Source organism: Zobellella sp. An-6 (genome assembly GCF_052487945.1).
Window position 1 is genome coordinate 523,493 of sequence record NZ_CP199259.1, and the last position, 15,936, is coordinate 539,428.

Sequence of the window (15,936 nt, forward strand, 5' to 3'; positions counted from 1 at the left end):
GCACCCTTTGTCCTCCTCAACACATTAATGTCGCCTGCTCTGTCTTCGCCGGGCTCTGAACCCGTGAAGATCATGAGCAGCTGTTAAGACGGCACAGAACAACAGGGAGAGCGGTATGCAACGGGAGTTTATGGAATTCGATGTGGTCGTGGTGGGGGCCGGGCCGGCGGGGCTGGCGGCGGCCTGCCGGCTGGCGCTGGACGCCAGGGCCGAGGGCCGCGCCATCAGCGTCTGCGTGGTGGAGAAGGGGGCCGAGGTGGGCGCCCATATCCTGTCGGGGGCGGTATTCGACAGCCGGGCGCTGGACGAGCTGTTCCCGGACTGGCGCGAGCGGGGGGCGCCGCTGCACACCCGGGTGGCGGAAGACGATCTCTACCTGCTGCGCGACGCGCGCCGGGCGCGGCGGCTGCCCGCCGCCCTGGTGCCGGAGTCCATGCACAACGGCGGGCACTATATCGTCAGCCTGGGCAACCTCTGCCGCTGGCTGGCGGAGCAGGCCCAGGCGCTGGGGGTGGAAGTCTATCCCGGCTTTGCCGCCGCCGAGGTGCTCTACCGGGAGGACGGCGCCGTGGCCGGCATCGTCACCGGCGACATGGGCCGGGGCCGGGACGGCGAGCCCGGGCCCGGCTTTATGCCGGGCATGGAGCTGCGCGCCCGCTATACCCTGTTCGCCGAGGGCTGCCGGGGCCACCTGGGCAGGCAGCTGATCGCCCGCTTCGGCCTGGACCGGGGCCGGGATCCCCAGCACTACGGCCTGGGGCTGAAGGAGCTGTGGGATCTGGACCCGGCCAAATACCGGCCCGGCCGGGTGATCCACGGCGCGGGCTGGCCGCTCGGCGGCGAGGCCGGCGGCGGCTTTTTCCTCTACCACGGCGAGGGCGGGCAGGCGGTGGTGGGCCTGATCGTCGACCTCGACTACCGCAATCCCTGGCTGAGTCCCTTCGAGGAATTTCAGCGGCTCAAGACCCACCCGCTGCTGGCGGCGCAGCTGGAGGGCGGCCGGCGGGTGGCCTACGGTGCCCGGGCCATCGCCAAGGGCGGCTTCAATTCACTGGTGAAGATGACGATGCCGGGGGCCCTGCTGATCGGCTGCGACGCGGGCACCCTGGACGTGGCCCGCATCAAGGGCAGCCATACGGCGATGAAGTCGGGCCTGCTGGCGGCGGAAGCGGTGGGGCGGGCGCTGGCGCAGGGCGATGAGGGCGGCCGGGAGCTGGCCGATTTCGAGCGCCGCTACCGGGACTCCTGGCTGTTCGACGAGCTGTACCGAGGCCGCAATGCCGGTCCGGCGCTGCGCCGGCTGGGGCCCTGGGCGGGCGGGGCCTTCAACTGGGTGGAGCAGAGGCTGTTCGGCGGTCGGCTGCCCTTTACCCTGCACTGCCGCCGGCACGACGCCGAGGGGCTGCAGCCGGCCGCCGCCAGCCGCAAAATCGACTATCCCAGACCGGACGGGGTGCTGTCCTTCGATAGGCTGTCGTCCGTCCACCTGGCCAACGTCGGTCACCGGGAGGATCAGCCCTGCCACCTGCGGCTGGCGGATCCCGCCCTGCCGGTGCGCGACCACCTGCCCCGCTACGCCGAGCCGGCCCAGCGCTACTGCCCCGCCGGCGTCTATGAAATCGTCGCCGGGCCCGCCGGCGAGCGGCTGCAGATCAACGGCCAGAATTGCCTGCACTGCAAGAGCTGCGACATCAAGGATCCGGCCGGCAACATCCACTGGACGGCGCCGGAAGGGGGCGGCGGCCCCCGTTATCCCAATATGTAGGGAGTTGGCACCGGCTTACTTGCCCGAGGTCAGGGTGCTGTAGCTGGTGATCAGGTTGCGGTAGTCGGGGATGTGGTTGGAGAACAGGGCGCCCAGCCCCTCGATGTCGTTGCGCCAGTCCCGGTGCAGCTCGCAGGCCACGCCGAACCAGGTCATCAGCTGGGCGCCGGCGGCGGCCATCCGCTCCCAGGCGGCGTCGCGGGTCAGCGCGTTGAAGGTACCCGAGGCGTCGGTCACCACGAACACTTCAAAGCCTTCCTCCAGCGCCGACAGGGCGGGGAAGGCCACGCACACCTCGGTGACCACGCCGGCGATGATCAGCTGCTTCTTGCCGGTGGCCCTGACCGCGGCCACGAAGTCCTCGTTGTCCCAGGCATTGATCTGCCCCGGGCGGGCGATATAGGGCGCGTCGGGGAAGGCTTCCTTCAGCTCGGGCACCAGGGGGCCGTTCGGACCCTGCTCGAAGCTGGTGGTGAGTATGGTCGGCAGCCCGAAGTACTTGGCCGAATCGGCCAGGGCCAGCACGTTGTTCTTGAACCTGTCCGGATCCATGTCCCGCACCAGGGACAGCAGGCCGGCCTGGTGGTCGACCAGCAGCACGGCGGCGTTGTTCTTGTCCAGACGAACGTAGGGCTTGCTCATGGTTTTGCTCCTCGATGGTGGTGTGCCTGATGGCACGGTGGCCCGGCGGCGGCGTCTGGCCGCCGCCGGGCGGATTCAGCTCATGGCGCCGAAGCGGCCGCTGTTGAAGTCGTCGATGGCCTGGCGGATCTCGGCCTCGCTGGTCATCACGAAGGGGCCGTAGCCGACCACGGGGTCGCCCAGGGGCTTGCCGCTGAGCAGCAGCAGGGTCGCCTCGTCGTTGGCCTCCAGGCTGATCTGCTCGCCGTCGGGTTCGAACAGCACCAATTGCGCTTCCCGGGCCAGGCTCTGGCCGTTGATCAGCACGGCACCCTTCAGCACCACCAGGGCCGTGGTCCAGCCGGCGGGCAGGCTGAATTCCTGGTAGCCGTCCCGCTTCAGGCGCAGATCCCACACCTGCATGGGGCTGAAGGTCCGGGCGGGCCCCTGGCGGCCGGCGAAGTCGCCGGCGATCAGCCTCAGCCGGCCGGCGCCGTGGTCCAGAGCGATATCGGGAATGGCCCCGCTTGCGATGGCCTGGTAGCCGGGCGGGGTCATCTTGTCCCTGGCGGGCAGGTTGACCCACAGCTGCACCATCTCCAGATCGCCGCCGCTGCGGGTGAAGGCCTCGGAGTGGAACTCCTCGTGCAGTATGCCGGCCCCCGCCGTCATCCACTGCACGTCGCCGGGGCCGATGACGCCGCCCTTGCCGGTGGAGTCCCGGTGGGCGACCTCGCCTTGATAGACGATGGTGACGGTCTCGAAGCCCCGGTGCGGGTGTTCGCCCACCCCCCTGGGCCGCTCGGCCGCGGGAAAATGGGCCGGCCCGGCGTAGTCCAGCAGCAGGAAGGGGCTCAGTTCGGCGCCATGGCTGTGGTAGGAAAACAGCGAGCGGACGGGGAAACCGTCGCCCACCCAGTGGGCGCGCGGCGCGCTGTAGATGCCGGCGATGCGTTTCATGATGCTCTCCCGCAAATGGATGATGTAGGAAATTCTAGTCGTGGGACGAAAAAGCGGTAGACGGTGGATTTGAGAATCAGTGTTCTATATAAGGAACGATAGGGCAGAAGAAGGAGGGAGAGACCCATGCAGGATCTCAACGATCTTTATTACTTCGCCGCCGTGGTCGATCACGGCGGCTTCTCCCCGGCGGGGCGGGCCCTGGGGATCCCCAAGTCCAAGCTGAGCCGGCGCATCGCCCTGCTGGAAGAGCGGCTGGGGGCGCGGCTGCTGCAGCGCTCCACCCGCCACTTCTCGGTGACCGAGGTGGGGCAGCGCTTTTACGGCCACTGCAAGGCCATGCTGGTGGAGGCGGAAGCGGCCCGGGATCTGGTGGCCTCGACCCAGGCGGAGCCGAGGGGCGTGGTGCGCCTGAGCTGCCCCATCGCCCTGCTTCATGCCCATGTGGGCCAGATGCTGGCCGGTTTCATGGGGCGTTATCCCCAGGTGACCCTGCACCTGGACGCCACCAACCGGCGGGTCGATCCGGTGGGCGAGGCCATCGACGTGGCCATCCGGGTGCGGCCGCCGCCGCTGGAAGACTCCGAGCTGGTGCTGCGTACCCTGGCCGACCGGGCCCAGTGCCTGGTGGCCAGCCCGGCGCTGCTGGCGGAGCGGGGCGAGCCGCGGGTACCGGCGGAGCTGGGCCGCTTGCCGAGCCTTGCCCTGGGCGCACCCCAGGAGCTGTACGGCTGGGAGCTGTACGGCCCGGACGAGATCCAGGCCCAGATCCTGCACCGGCCCCGCTTCGTGACCACCGACATGCTCGCCCTGCGCGCGGCGGCCCTGGCCGGGGTGGGGGTGGTGCAGCTGCCGGTGATGATGGTGCGCGAGCCCCTGGCCGCCGGTGCCCTGGTCCGGCTGCTGCCGGCCTGGCAGCCGCGGCGGGAGATCATCCACGCGGTCTACCCTTCCCGCCGCTGCCTGCTGCCCTCGGTGCGGGCCCTGCTCGACCACCTGGCCGAGGGCTTCGCCGCCATGGACGAGGAATGAGGGAGGTGTAAAAACAACACCGGCGCCCTGGGGCGCCGGTGTTGTGCGGTGAGCTCGATCAGGCCTTGCTGGCCGAGGCCTCGCTGGCGGTGTCGCGGTCGCGGCGGGGGAAGCGGATTTCCTCTTCCTTCTCGCCGGAGTGGGGGTCGTTGAAGCGGGCCACGTCCATGGCGCCTTCGCTCTTGCCCACGATGCAGGTCACCACCGAGTCGCCGGTGATGTTGACCGCGGTGCGGATCATGTCGAGCAGGCGATCCACCCCGATGATCAGGGCGATGCCTTCGACCGGCAGGCCGACCTGGTTCAGCACCATGGCCAGCATCACCAGGCCCACGCCGGGCACGCCGGCGGTGCCGACGGAAGCCAGGGTGGCGGTCAGGATCACCATCAGGTAGTCGCCGAAGGTCAGGTCGATGTTGAACGCCTGGGCGATAAAGGCGGTGGCCACCCCCTGCATGATGGCGGTGCCGTCCATGTTGATGGTGGCGCCCAGGGGGATGGTGAAGGAGGCGACCTTGTTGTCCACGCCCATGCGGCGGGTGGCGGTTTCCATGGTCACCGGTATGGTGGCGTTGGACGAGGCGGTGGAGAAGGCGAACATGATGGCGTCTTCCATCTTCTTCAGGAAGGTCACCGGGCTCAGGCCGGTAAAGGCCTTGAGCAGCAGGCCGTAGGTCACCAGGGCGTGCAGCAGCAGGGTGCCGGCCACCACCAGGAAGTACTCGGCCAGGTTGACGATGGCATCCAGTCCCAGGCTGGTGAACAGCTGGGCCATCAGGCAGAACACGCCGTAGGGGGCGATGTTCATCAGCAGGGTCACCAGCTTCATGATCACTTCGTTGAAGTCGTTGAACAGGGCGGTGATACGCTCGCCTGGCTTGCCCGCCAGGCTGATGGCGATGCCGAACAGCACCGCGAACACGATGATCTGCAGGGTGTTGCCCTGGGCCATGGAGTTGATGGGGTTGGTGGGGAACATGCCGATGATCACCTCGCCCAGGGACGGGGCTTCCTTGGCGGCGAAGGTGCTGGCGGTGGTCAGATCCACGCCCTGGCCCGGCTGGAACAGGTTGCCCAGCAGCAGCGCCAGGGTGATGGCGATGGCGGTGGTGGCCAGGTAGAAGGCCAGGGTCTTGCCGCCCAGGCGGCCCAGGGTGGACAGATCCTTCAGCGAGCTGGTGCCGCACACCAGGGACACGAAGATCAGCGGTACCACCAGCATCTTAAGGCTGGCGATAAAGATCTGGCCGCCCACCTGCAGCAGGCCGTTGACCAGGTAGTCGTGCACCAGGGCGACATCCGCCAGCAGGGTGCGGAAGATAAAGCCGGCCAGTATGCCCAGGCCCATGCCCAGCAGGACGCGGCCGGTGAGGGACAGTCTTTTCTTGTCGGTTGTCATCAGGTGGATTCTCCATATCCGATGTGGAACAGCAAAAACGGCATCGGCGTCGATGCCCGAACTGGGGCCGCCATGACCGGAAAACCCGGCGGCGGGCGGTCGGTACCGCATCCCGGGTATGAGCAAGTAGGATGCCAAGTTTGTATTTTCTGTTTAACTGTCTGTTACTAAAGGATTAAATGGCGGAAGTCCGGTCCGGGGGCGGGGTGGGAGGGGGTATAACCAGGGTTATGCGTTACCGGGGGTTTTTATCAAATATCTTTGTTATCAATAAGATGGGTGCCATTCCCTGGTTATAGTCTTAACCCTGGTTATAGGGGTTTGGGCGGGGTCAGTCCTCCCCGCCGCTTTTCTTCAGCCGCTTGCTCAGGGCCGGCTGGGAGATGCCGAGCAGGCGGGCGGCCAGGGACTGGTTGCCCTGGGCCCGGCGCATGGCCTCGGCCACCAGCAGCTCGCCCGCCTCCTGCAGGGTGGGCAGGGGCTGTACCTGGGCGAACAGCGGCTGTTCGGCCGTGTCCGCCGCCGGAGTGGGGCTGTCCTGGGCCAGGGCCTGGCGAAACACCTCCATCGACAGCATATGGCTGCGGTGCCGGCTCATGGCGTCGAACACCAGGGCGCGCAGCTCGCGCACGTTGCCGGGAAAGGCGTAGTTGGCCAGCAGCACCGCCAGCTCCCTGGGCACGGTGGGCACCTCCTTGCCCAGCTCCTCGGCGGCTTCGGCCAGGAAGTGGGCCAGCAGCAGGGGCAGGTCGTCCTTGCGCCGGCGCAGGGGCGGTATCTCCACCTGGTGGATGCGCAGCCGGTAGTAGAGATCCTTGCGGAAGCCGCCGTCCAGCTGCTTTTTGGCCAGATCCTGATGGGTGGCGACCACGATGCGGGCTCGCAGCCGCTTGGGCCTGTCGCTGCCGAGGGGGTAGTACTCGCCTTCCTGCAGCAGGCGCAGCAGCTTGACCTGGGAGGCCTGGCTGAGGTCGCCGATCTCGTCCAGGAACAGGGTACCGCCGGCGGCCTGCTCTATCATGCCGGCCCGGGCCCGGTCGGCACCGGTAAAGGCGCCGCGATGATGGCCGAACAGGGTGTCGGCGAAGACGTTGTCGTCCAGTCCGGCGACGTTGACGCTGACCATGGGCCCCGCCGCCCCGCCGAGGCGGTGGATGGCCCGGGCGATCAGCTCCTTGCCGACCCCGCTCTCGCCGCAGATCAGCACCGGCTGGCGGCTGGCGGCAATGGCCTCCAGGTACTGAAACACGGATCTCATGCTCTTGTCCTGGGTGACGATGTCGGCGAAGGCCTCGGGTTTTTCCAGGGTGTCGGTGAGGAAGCGGCGGCGCATCTCCTGGTTCTCCAGGCGCATTTCCTGGGCCTGGATGGCGCGCTGGATACCGCCGATCAGCCGGTCTTCCTCCATGGTTTTCACGAAGTAGTCGTAGGCGCCTAGGCGGATGCAGCTCACCGCCGTTTCCAGCTGATTCAGGCCGCTGATGATGATGGCGCCGAGGTCGGGATGCTCTTCCTTGATGCGCGCCAGCAGCTCCTCGCCGGACAGGTGCGGCATGGTCAGGTCGAGCAGCACCAGGCCGATGGGCTCCCGGGCGATGGTGGCCATCACCTCGCGGCTGTCGGTGCAGCGGTAGAGGTGGTTGATGCCCTGGCGCTCCAGGGCGATGCTCAGGCTGCGCAGGAAGGGGGCTTCGTCGTCCACCAGCAGCACCCCGAAGCTGGGATAGCGGTTATTGGTGATCACTCTGGTTTCCTTTGAGCGCGGGCAGGGTAAGGGTGGCGGTGGTGCCCTGGCCGGGGGTGGAGTCGTATTCCAGCCGGCCGCCGTGCTCCTGCACTATGCCGGTGGACACCGCCAGGCCCAGGCCGATGCCGCCCTGCTCGCGTTTGGTGGTGAAAAAGGGATCCCGCAGCCGGGACAGGTGCTCCGGGGCGATGCCCCGGCCCTGGTCGCTGACTTCCAGGACGAGTTCATGGGAGCCGGCGAGGTAGCGGGTGCTCACCCTGATGGCCTGATCCGGGCCGGTGAGCGCCTGGCAGGCATTGACGATCAGGTTGATCACCACCTGCTCGATGCGCTGGCCGTTGCCGCGAAAGGGCGGCAGCCCCTCGCCGTAGCTCACCTCGAAGTGGTGGCTGGCCTGGCGGATGCTGGTGTCGACCAGGCGGATGGCGGTGGCCACCACGGCGTTGAGATCCACGGTTTCGTTGAGCTCGCCCGGTCCCTGGCGGGCGAAGTCGCGCAGATCATCGACGATGCGGCGGATGCGATCGGCACTGGTGAGCATGTCCTCCAGCATGGCCGGGATCTCGTCGCGCATGCGGCTGTAGGGCAGGCCGCCGAGGTAGAAATCGCCGTGGTGGTGGTAGTGCGCTTCCAGGATCTCCTCCGCGTCCAGGTAGGCCTCCTTCAGCACCGGCAGGTTGAGCAGCAGCAGGCCGCTGGGATTGTTGATCTCGTGGGCCACCCCCGACACCAGTATGCCGAGGGAGGCCATCTTGTCGGCCTGCAGCAACTGCTGCTGCTGGCGCTCCAGCTCCCGGCTGCGGCGGTCCACTTCCCGGCGCAGGGTCCGGTTCCAGATCATGATGGCGGCCAGCCCCAGCAGCAGCAGCAGGGAAACCAGGGCGGCGGCCAGGCCGATCTTCTTCCAGGGCAGGCCGGGGCTTTCCAGCGGACCCAGCCACTTGTCGTACAGGGCCTGCTGGCGGCCGGTGTTCTTGAGGATGGCCAGCCCCTCGCTGAAACGGGCCAGCAGCGCCTCGTTGCCCTTGGTCACCATGTAGCCGTAGCGGTGGGGCGGGAAGGGATGGCCGACCGGCGCCAGGTTGGACAGCTCCAGCTCCCGGCCGAGATAGAGGCCGGGCAGGTTGGCCACCAGGGCGAAGTCGTGCCGGCCGGAGGCCAGCAGGCGCAGGGCGTCGGAATGGGTATCGACCGGCACGGCCAGGGCGTCGGGCGCGAGCTGGCTGAGTTGCTCGTGCATGATGCTGTCGCGCTGCACTATCACCTCCCGCCCGGCCAGGTCGGCCAGGGTGATATTCGCCGCCTCGCCCCGGCGGGCGAACAGGGAGTGGTTGATCAGCGCATGGGGCGGGGAGAAGGCGAACCAGCGGGCCCGCTCCGGGGAAAAGACGGCGCCCTGCAGCACGTCCAGCTCGCCGTCGAGCAGGCGCCGGCGCACCTGCTGCCAGTGGCCGAGCTCGATCTCCACCTTCATCCCCATCACCTCGGCGATGGCCAGGGTCAGCTCGGTATTGTAACCGTCGGGCTCCCCCTGCTCGTTGATGAATTCATAAGGCGGATAGTTGAGGTCGCCACCTACCCGTATGACCCCGTCCTGGGCGGCGGCCGGCCAGGCCATGACCAGCCAGAGCAGGGCGGTCCAGGGGCCGGCCGGCCGGAGCAGGCCGGCCCTGGTTTTCTGACCCTGTTCAAGTCCCGTTTCGTTCATGCCGTCCGCCCGCTGCTACAAAGGCGACAGTATACCATCACTCGGGCGGAACTGGCCGGGGGCTCAGTCGTCGCTGGTGGCGGCAATCTTGTGGATGCTGAGGTCGGCGCCGTTGAATTCCTGCTCCTTGCTGAGCCGCAGGCCGGTCACGGCCTTGATGCCGCCGTACACCAGCAGGGCCCCGATCAGCGCCACGGCGATGCCGGCCAGGGTGCCGATCAGCTGGGACACCAGGCTGACCCCGCCCAGGCCGCCGAGGGCGGACTGGCCGAAGATGCCGGCGGCAATGCCGCCCCAGGCGCCGCACAGGCCGTGCAATGGCCAGACCCCGAGCACGTCGTCGATCTTCCATTTGTTCTGCTGCAGGGTGAACAGCCACACGAACAGGGCGCCGGCCACGGCGCCCACCGCCAGGGCGCCGATGGGGTGCATGATGTCGGAGCCGGCGCACACCGCCACAAGCCCGGCCAGGGGGCCGTTATGGATAAAGCCCGGGTCGTTCCTGCCCAGGATCAGCGCGGCGATGATGCCGCCGACCATGGCCATCAGCGAGTTGATCGCCACCAGGCCGGAGATGCCGTCCAGGGTCTGGGCCGACATCACGTTGAAGCCGAACCAGCCGATCGACAGTATCCAGGCGCCCAGGGCCAGGAAGGGGATGTTGGAGGGCGGAAAGGCCACCAGCCGGCCGCCCTTGTAGCGGCCCTGCCGCACGCCGAGCAGCAGCACCGCCACCAGGCCGATCCAGCCGCCCACCCCGTGCACCACCACCGAGCCGGCGAAGTCGTGGAAGGCGGCGCCGAAGCTCGCCTCCAGCCAGGCCTGGAAGCCGAAGTTGCCGTTCCAGATCAGGCCTTCGAAGAAGGGATAGACGAAGGCCACGGTCAGCGCCGAGGCGGTGAGCAGGGGCCAGAACCGGGCGCGCTCGGCGATGCCGCCGGAGACGATGGCCGGGATGGCGGCGGCGAAGGTCATCAGGAAGAAGAACTTCACCAGCTCGTAGCCCTGGCCGGCGGACAGGGTTGCGGCGTCCTGGAAGAAGGTGACGCCGTAGGCGACCCAGTAGCCGACGAAGAAGTAGGCCACGGCGGAAAAGCCGAAGTCGGTCATGATCTTGGCCAGGGCGTTGACCTGGTTTTTGTGGCGCACCGTGCCCACCTCGAGGAAGGCGAAGCCGGCGTGCATGGCGAACACCATCACGGCCCCCATCAGGATGAAGAGGGTGTTGGCGCTCTGCGCCAGGCTGTCGATGGCGCTGCTGATATGGTCCATTGGTTCCTGTCTCCTGCAACCCGGTTGCCGTGGGGCAACCCGTGCACCTTGGTGGTGCGATATTGATGCGAGCTATCCAAAGTGGTGCATGCTGGTCCGGCACGTCGCCGTTACCGGTCGTCCCTATTACGGGCCGCCTTGAGCAACATACTGATATAAAAGTAAAAATTTTACCGTTGGCACCATCTTGGTGCGGGGCCCCGTTGTTGGGCCCCGTGACGCACAGGATTTAGCATGAACCATGCCAAACAGTGGCGGATCCGGCGGGTCCCTTAGCCGCCGGACCGGCGGCGGGCCAGCCAGTGGTCGAGGGAGACGACGCCGGCCCCCCGCGCCATCAGCAGCAGCAGCACCGTGGCCCAGACGCCGTGGGTCGGGTAGGCCCCCGGGTAGACCAGCAGCTGGATCACCGCCGTCATCACCAGCAGCGCCAGGGCCGAGAGCCGGGTGGCGAGGCCGAGCAGCAGCAGCGTCGGGAACAGGTGTTCGGCCAGGGCGGCCAGGGTGGCGGCCAGCTCCGGCGGCAGCAGCGGCAGCCGGTATTCGTCGCGGAACAGGATCACCGCGAGAGGCCTCATCCGGGGCCAGCCCAGCTGGAACTCACCGGCGACGAGGTCGATGGCCAGGCCTTCGATCTTGGTCTGGCCCGATTGCCAGAACACGGCGGCGATGGCGAAGCGGCCGAGCAGGGCCACCAGGGAATGGGGAATGCGGCCCAGCCACAGGTTGCAGCGCTGTACGGGGTTCATGACGAGGCTCCGGCGGGGTAAAAGGCGGCGACGGCCTGGTGCTCCAGCAGGAGCGCCAGGATGGGGCCCGGCTCGAAATCCGGATGCCGGTGCAGGGTCTGCTCCAGGGCCGCGCCGAGTGGCAGTCGCCGCAGCAGGGCGTCGACAAAGGCGGTGTCCGCATCACTCGGCGATATCACCCGGACCGAGAGCCCGGGGCGCAGCAGCAGGGCATTTTCCGGCCGGCAGGGGTCGACCGAGGCGATGGGCAGCTGGCCCTGGTGCGCCCGCCACAGGGAGACGACCCCGTAGCCGGAGCGCAGCAGCCGGACCGAGGGTTGCAGCCGCAGGCACTGGCCGGGCAGCCGCTGCTCATCGGTCAGCAGGGCGGCCAGTGCCGCCCTGTCGAGCGGGGCCGGATCGGCGGCGTGCAGGGCGTCCAGCCAGGCCAGCTCCAGCCGGGCCATGTCGGCCAGGTAGGGCACCGGCGCGGCGGGGGGAAACCGCTCGATAAAGGCCGGCAGGGTGCGGCCGTAGTCGGTGAGCAGCGGCGAGGCCGGCGGCTGCTCGCCGATATAGACCCCGGCCAGGGCGCGGAAGAAGTCCTCGCCGACCAGTTGCCGGCACACCGGGAAGGTGGCGGCCAGGGCCTCGGTGAGCGAGGCCCGCACGTTGTTGCGATAGACCGCGAAGCGCGCCTGCCGGCCGGGCCGGTCGGCCACCTCGGCGGGCACGGGCAGCCCGGGATCGAACAGCGCCTTGACGAAGCTGTGGTGCATCTTCAGGACTCCATGGGGGCGGTCAGCAGGGCCTCGGCCCGGCGGGCTTCGACCAGCAGCTCCGCGAAGGCGGGGATCTGGTTGTCCCGCTCGATCAGGGTGGGCAGCGGCCCCGTGCGCGCGAGCAGACGGCGATAGAGCGCCCACACCGGTTCGGCGATGGGGGCGCCGTGGCTGTCGATCAGCAGCCGGGCGCCGGCGTCGTCCCATTGTTCGTCGAAGCCGGCCAGGTGCAGTTCGCCGACCCGCTCCAGCGGCAGGGCCGCGATATAGGCGAGGGCGTCGTGGCCGTGGTTGACCGCCGACACGTAGACGTTGTTCAGGTCCAGCAGCAGGCCGCAGCCGCTGATGCGCACCGCCTGGTTAATAAAATCGGCCTCCTCCAGGCTGGAGTCGGCAAGGGTCAGGTAGGTGGCGGGGTTTTCCAGCAGGATGGGGCGTCGCAGGCAGTCCTGGATCTGCCCGATATGGTCGCACACCCGTTGCAGCGAGGCCGGGGTGTAGGCCAGGGGCAGCAGGTCGTTGGCGAAGTGGCCGCCGTGGCCGGTCCAGGCCAGGTGCTCCGACACCGCCTCGGGCTGGTAGCGCGCCACCAGCCGCGCCAGCCGGGCCAGGTGCTCACGGTCGAGGGCCTCTTCCCCGCCGATCGACATGCCCACGCCGTGGATGGAGAGCGGGTAGCGGGCGCGGATCCGTTCCAGGTAATGGTGGCGCGGGCCGCCGGCCACCATGTAGTTTTCGGCGTGAACCTCGAAAAAGGCCAGGGGAGGGCGCTCGGCCAGTATGGTGTCGGCGTGCTGGAGCTTGAGTCCCAGCCCGACGCCGGCCGGCAGGCGGGAGGCACCGGCATCCCGGCCCCGAGGCGATGTCGGTGTCATGGTGCCTCCCATTGGCTCAGGCCTTGGTTTCTTCGAAGGCCTCGAGCTGGCCGTAGCCGGTGGGCGAGGTGGGCGAGGCGGTTTCCAGGCAGGTGCCGGCGGGCACCAGTTTCCAGGCATTGCCCTGGTAATCCACCTTGGAGGTGCCGGCGCAGGTGGTGCCGGGTCCGGCGGCGCAGTCGTTCTGGCCCTTGAGGGCGACGCCGTAGCATTTTTCGGTTTCGGCGCCGTCCTGGGCCAGTGCCGGCACGCTGGCGGCGGAGAGGGCGGTACCCAGGGCAAAGGCGAGGGCGGTGGCGGTGGTTGCTTTGTTCATGTTGCGCTTCCTTCTGAACGGTCGGTGTATGGCAAAAAGATGTGGCGTGATTGCCGTCATCTGAAGAGTAGACGCAAGCGGAGACGGGGTTCTTACAAAAATATCGGAAATTATTGGGCGGGCGCGTGGCCGGGCTGGGGGATTTCTTCGACTTCCACGATTTTCGAGCGGCTCATCACCACCTTCCAGCGCTGGATCAGCGGCGGATTCTGGCCCTGCACCTCGCGTGTGACCAGGTTGATCAGGTAGCGTTTCTCCACCGGCTGGCGACTGACCTGGTTGTCCTTGAGTTGGTAGACGTGATGGGCGCCCTTTTCCATCAGCCGGGCGAGCAGGGCCAGGTCGAGTTGCAGCACTTCCCGGGTCTGCTCGTAGCCGCTGAGGAAGCGGGTGGGCAGCATGCGCGAGTGGCTGCCGTAGTGCATGATCACCTCCTCCCGCTGGCTGATGTTGGCCCGGCGGGCGGCCTTGATGGCGGCGTCGAGGCGGGAGGGAGACTGGTAGTCGAACCATTCCAGCTGGCGCCCGACCAGTTGATTACTGTGCACGTCGAAGTACCGTCGCCGCCACTTGGGCCGGCCCTTGCGCAGCCAGCGCCAGAGGGTGGCGCGCAGATCCTCCTTGAAGATCTCCCGCAGGGCGTAGAGCAGGGCCAGGACGAAGATCACCATCAGCGAGATGCCGCCCAGGGTTTCGCGCACCTCATAGGCGGCGAGCGATACCGAGGTCATCACCACGGCGGTGACCGCGGCCTTGAGCAGCTTCTGCTCGCCGCCGCCCAGCTCCCGGGTCTGCTCCTTGAGGGTCACCGGGTATTCGATCAGCCTTCGCAGCAACCGCATCTTGTTGGACAGGCGCGACAGCGCCTCGCTGTCGTGGCTGGCATTGTACTGCCGGGCGTCCCGGTGGCGCCGCTCGGCGCCGCAGGCATCCAGCAGGCGGGGCTTGAGCAGCTTGTAGTCGTCGTTGCGGGGCAGGTGGGCCACCAGCGACAGCAGCCGCTGCTCGGTGAACCAGGACAGGTAGTTGTCGATGTTGGCGTAATACTTGAGCAGGCTCTCGTCCGCCGGCACGTTGCGCCGCAGCCGCCGCAGTATGTCTTCGGCCAGGGCGATGACCTCCTCCACCTCTTCCCGGCCGGCCGCGTCCTTGCCGTTGCGCAGCTCGTGGCAGGACTGCTCCAGACCCACCACGTACTGGTAGGCGTAGAGGCTGAGGCTGAGCCGGTACTGCTCGGCGGTGAGCCTGCCCCGGCGGGCCAGGCGGCTGTGCACCAGGGGCAGGTGCTGGCGATCGCTGAAGTAGGTGCGCTTGACGTGGATGGCGCCGTGATAGAACTCCTCTTCCGGCACCACATGGCTGTTGAGCCCGAGCTCGCCGGGAATGAAGAGGTAGAGATCCAGCCTGTGCTCGGTGGCCTCCCGCAGGATGCGGGAAATCTTCAGGGAAAAGCCGTCTTTGCGCTCAACGGTGATCACGGGGCTACCAGAAAGGCGAGTAATGACAAGATGTTAACTTATTTTGACGAGGCTTGCCCGGGCCGTGCCGGACGGCCCGGGCGGGACATCAGTCCAGCCGGCTGCCGCAGCCGCGGTATGGCTGGCCGTCGAGGGTGACCAGCACCCGGTAGGGGAATGCCTCGCCGCTCATGTCGTCCTGGCAGTCTTCCTGGCTGACGCTGACCTCGATCCGGTGGTCGGCGCTGGCCGCCCGGTAGCCGGCGTCGTTCGGCAGGGCTTCGGGTGTCGGCAGCAGCAGCTGGTTCTCGCCGTAGTTGTAGCTGAAGCGGATCTGCTGGCCGGCGCTCACTTCCAGCAGCCAGCCGGGCTCGTTGCCGGTGGCCCGCAGGGTCACGCCGCGCAGGCGGGCGTCTTCGCGCAGGCCGGCGGCCCTGTCCTCGAGGCAATCCGGGTAGCTCCGCCCGCCCACTTCCAGCAGCGCGGTGTCGCCCTTGTTCCACACCCGCGCCTGCTCGTTCTCGAAGCGGGCACCGCTGGCGGAAACGACCTGGGGCAGCTCCTGGTAGGGCAGTTCGAAGCTGTCCGGCAGCCAGAGGCCGAGCCGGCCGTCATGGTACTGGACCACGAACTCGAAGGGTTCGCCCTGTGCCGGGGTGCAGCGGTACACCATGGTGGCGGGGCCGGCCGGGGGCGCTTCCACCCGTTCCAGGCGGAGCTCGATGTTGTCGTCCGGCTGGTCCTGGGTCAGCACGCCGTGGTGCTCGGTGGTGGTCCACAGCAGGGTGCCGCCGGCATCGCGGATCTCGCCGCGCACCGCGTAGCGGTGGGCCTCGTCGATGGCGGCGGCATCGTATTCCAGGCGGAAGGGCAGCGGCACCTGTTTGCCTTCGGTGGCGAAGCTCTGCTCCGCCAGGGTCTCGGCGGGGGCGTCGGCCAGGCTGACGTCCTGCAGCATGACGGTGACCCGGGCATCGTCCGGCAGGGCGATGCGCGGCAGATAGACGAGGTTGCCGGAGAGGCTGGCCGTGTCGGCCTGGGGATCGGTGGCCTGCTCTTCCGAGCAGCCGGTCAGGGCGAGGGCAAACAACAGCGCCAGGGGCGCCAGGCGTAAGGTGTACATATGGTGTTCCCGTGTTGAAAAAGGACGCTCCTGCCGGACCATGACGGTGGGCGGGCTCCTTCCCTGGGCGTCGCGTATCTGTTTGACCGTTAAAATCTAGTCCCAAACCGGCCCCCTTGTCCATGGCGGCGGGGGCCGCTTTCACCGGGAA

At 68.0% G+C, this 15,936-nt stretch carries 14 protein-coding genes; 2 read left to right on the top strand and 12 right to left on the bottom strand.

The features are described from left to right. Positions 1-115 precede the first annotated feature (115 nt). Positions 116-1,765, top strand: a complete 1,650-nt coding sequence (locus ACT7DK_RS02355) for a 4Fe-4S dicluster domain-containing protein (RefSeq protein ID WP_445395953.1) — start codon at positions 116-118, stop codon at positions 1,763-1,765. 15 nt (positions 1,766-1,780) lie between these two features. Here ACT7DK_RS02355 and ycaC read toward each other — a convergent pair whose 3' ends face one another. Together ycaC and ACT7DK_RS02365 are read right to left on the bottom strand one after the other, a co-directional pair. Beyond that, complete coding sequence (gene ycaC, locus ACT7DK_RS02360) at positions 1,781-2,407, bottom strand: isochorismate family cysteine hydrolase YcaC (protein ID WP_445395955.1); 627 nt, start codon at positions 2,405-2,407, stop codon at positions 1,781-1,783. A 75-nt stretch (positions 2,408-2,482) separates the two neighbouring features. Continuing rightward, complete coding sequence (locus ACT7DK_RS02365; protein ID WP_445395957.1) at positions 2,483-3,346, bottom strand: pirin family protein; 864 nt, start codon at positions 3,344-3,346, stop codon at positions 2,483-2,485. Between the two features lie 126 nt (positions 3,347-3,472). Here ACT7DK_RS02365 and ACT7DK_RS02370 point away from each other — a divergent pair, with 126 nt between their 5' ends. Then, positions 3,473-4,378: a LysR family transcriptional regulator gene (locus ACT7DK_RS02370; protein WP_445395959.1), complete on the top strand. Its 906-nt coding sequence runs from the start codon at positions 3,473-3,475 to the stop codon at positions 4,376-4,378. Between the two features lie 58 nt (positions 4,379-4,436). Here ACT7DK_RS02370 and ACT7DK_RS02375 read toward each other — a convergent pair whose 3' ends face one another. The 10 genes from ACT7DK_RS02375 to ACT7DK_RS02420 all read right to left on the bottom strand — a co-directional run bounded on the left by ACT7DK_RS02375 (position 4,437) and on the right by ACT7DK_RS02420 (position 15,785). Further along, on the bottom strand, positions 4,437-5,777 hold the full coding sequence (locus ACT7DK_RS02375) for a dicarboxylate/amino acid:cation symporter (RefSeq protein WP_445395961.1): 1,341 nt from the start codon (positions 5,775-5,777) through the stop codon (positions 4,437-4,439). Between the two features lie 331 nt (positions 5,778-6,108). Next, positions 6,109-7,521, bottom strand: a complete 1,413-nt coding sequence (locus tag ACT7DK_RS02380) for a sigma-54-dependent transcriptional regulator (protein WP_445395963.1) — start codon at positions 7,519-7,521, stop codon at positions 6,109-6,111. Further along, positions 7,508-9,232 (bottom strand): transporter substrate-binding domain-containing protein, encoded by a 1,725-nt coding sequence (locus ACT7DK_RS02385; RefSeq protein ID WP_445395965.1) that lies wholly within the window; start codon positions 9,230-9,232, stop codon positions 7,508-7,510. Before ACT7DK_RS02385 ends, ACT7DK_RS02380 begins: the two co-directional genes overlap by 14 nt. Positions 9,233-9,295: 63 nt before the next feature. Further along, a complete protein-coding gene (locus ACT7DK_RS02390) occupies positions 9,296-10,504 on the bottom strand; it encodes an ammonium transporter (RefSeq protein WP_445395967.1) in 1,209 nt (402 codons plus the stop codon). 272 nt (positions 10,505-10,776) lie between these two features. Beyond that, positions 10,777-11,253: a DoxX family protein gene (locus tag ACT7DK_RS02395; RefSeq protein WP_445395969.1), complete on the bottom strand. Its 477-nt coding sequence runs from the start codon at positions 11,251-11,253 to the stop codon at positions 10,777-10,779. After that, positions 11,250-12,011, bottom strand: a complete 762-nt coding sequence (locus ACT7DK_RS02400; RefSeq protein ID WP_445395971.1) for an HvfC/BufC N-terminal domain-containing protein — start codon at positions 12,009-12,011, stop codon at positions 11,250-11,252. The genes ACT7DK_RS02395 and ACT7DK_RS02400 overlap by 4 nt, the downstream gene beginning before the upstream one ends. Before the next feature lie 2 nt (positions 12,012-12,013). After that, the gene (gene bufB / locus ACT7DK_RS02405; protein ID WP_445395973.1) at positions 12,014-12,889 is read right to left on the bottom strand and encodes an MNIO family bufferin maturase; all 876 of its coding nucleotides are present in this window, start codon (positions 12,887-12,889) and stop codon (positions 12,014-12,016) included. Between the two features lie 16 nt (positions 12,890-12,905). Beyond that, on the bottom strand, positions 12,906-13,205 hold the full coding sequence (locus ACT7DK_RS02410) for a BufA1 family periplasmic bufferin-type metallophore (protein ID WP_445395975.1): 300 nt from the start codon (positions 13,203-13,205) through the stop codon (positions 12,906-12,908). Between the two features lie 110 nt (positions 13,206-13,315). Then, positions 13,316-14,683, bottom strand: coding sequence for a hypothetical protein (locus ACT7DK_RS02415; RefSeq protein WP_445395977.1), 1,368 nt, complete (start codon positions 14,681-14,683; stop codon positions 13,316-13,318). Positions 14,684-14,771: 88 nt separating this feature from the next. After that, positions 14,772-15,785: a YbaY family lipoprotein gene (locus ACT7DK_RS02420; protein WP_445395979.1), complete on the bottom strand. Its 1,014-nt coding sequence runs from the start codon at positions 15,783-15,785 to the stop codon at positions 14,772-14,774. Positions 15,786-15,936: the final 151 nt, after the last annotated feature.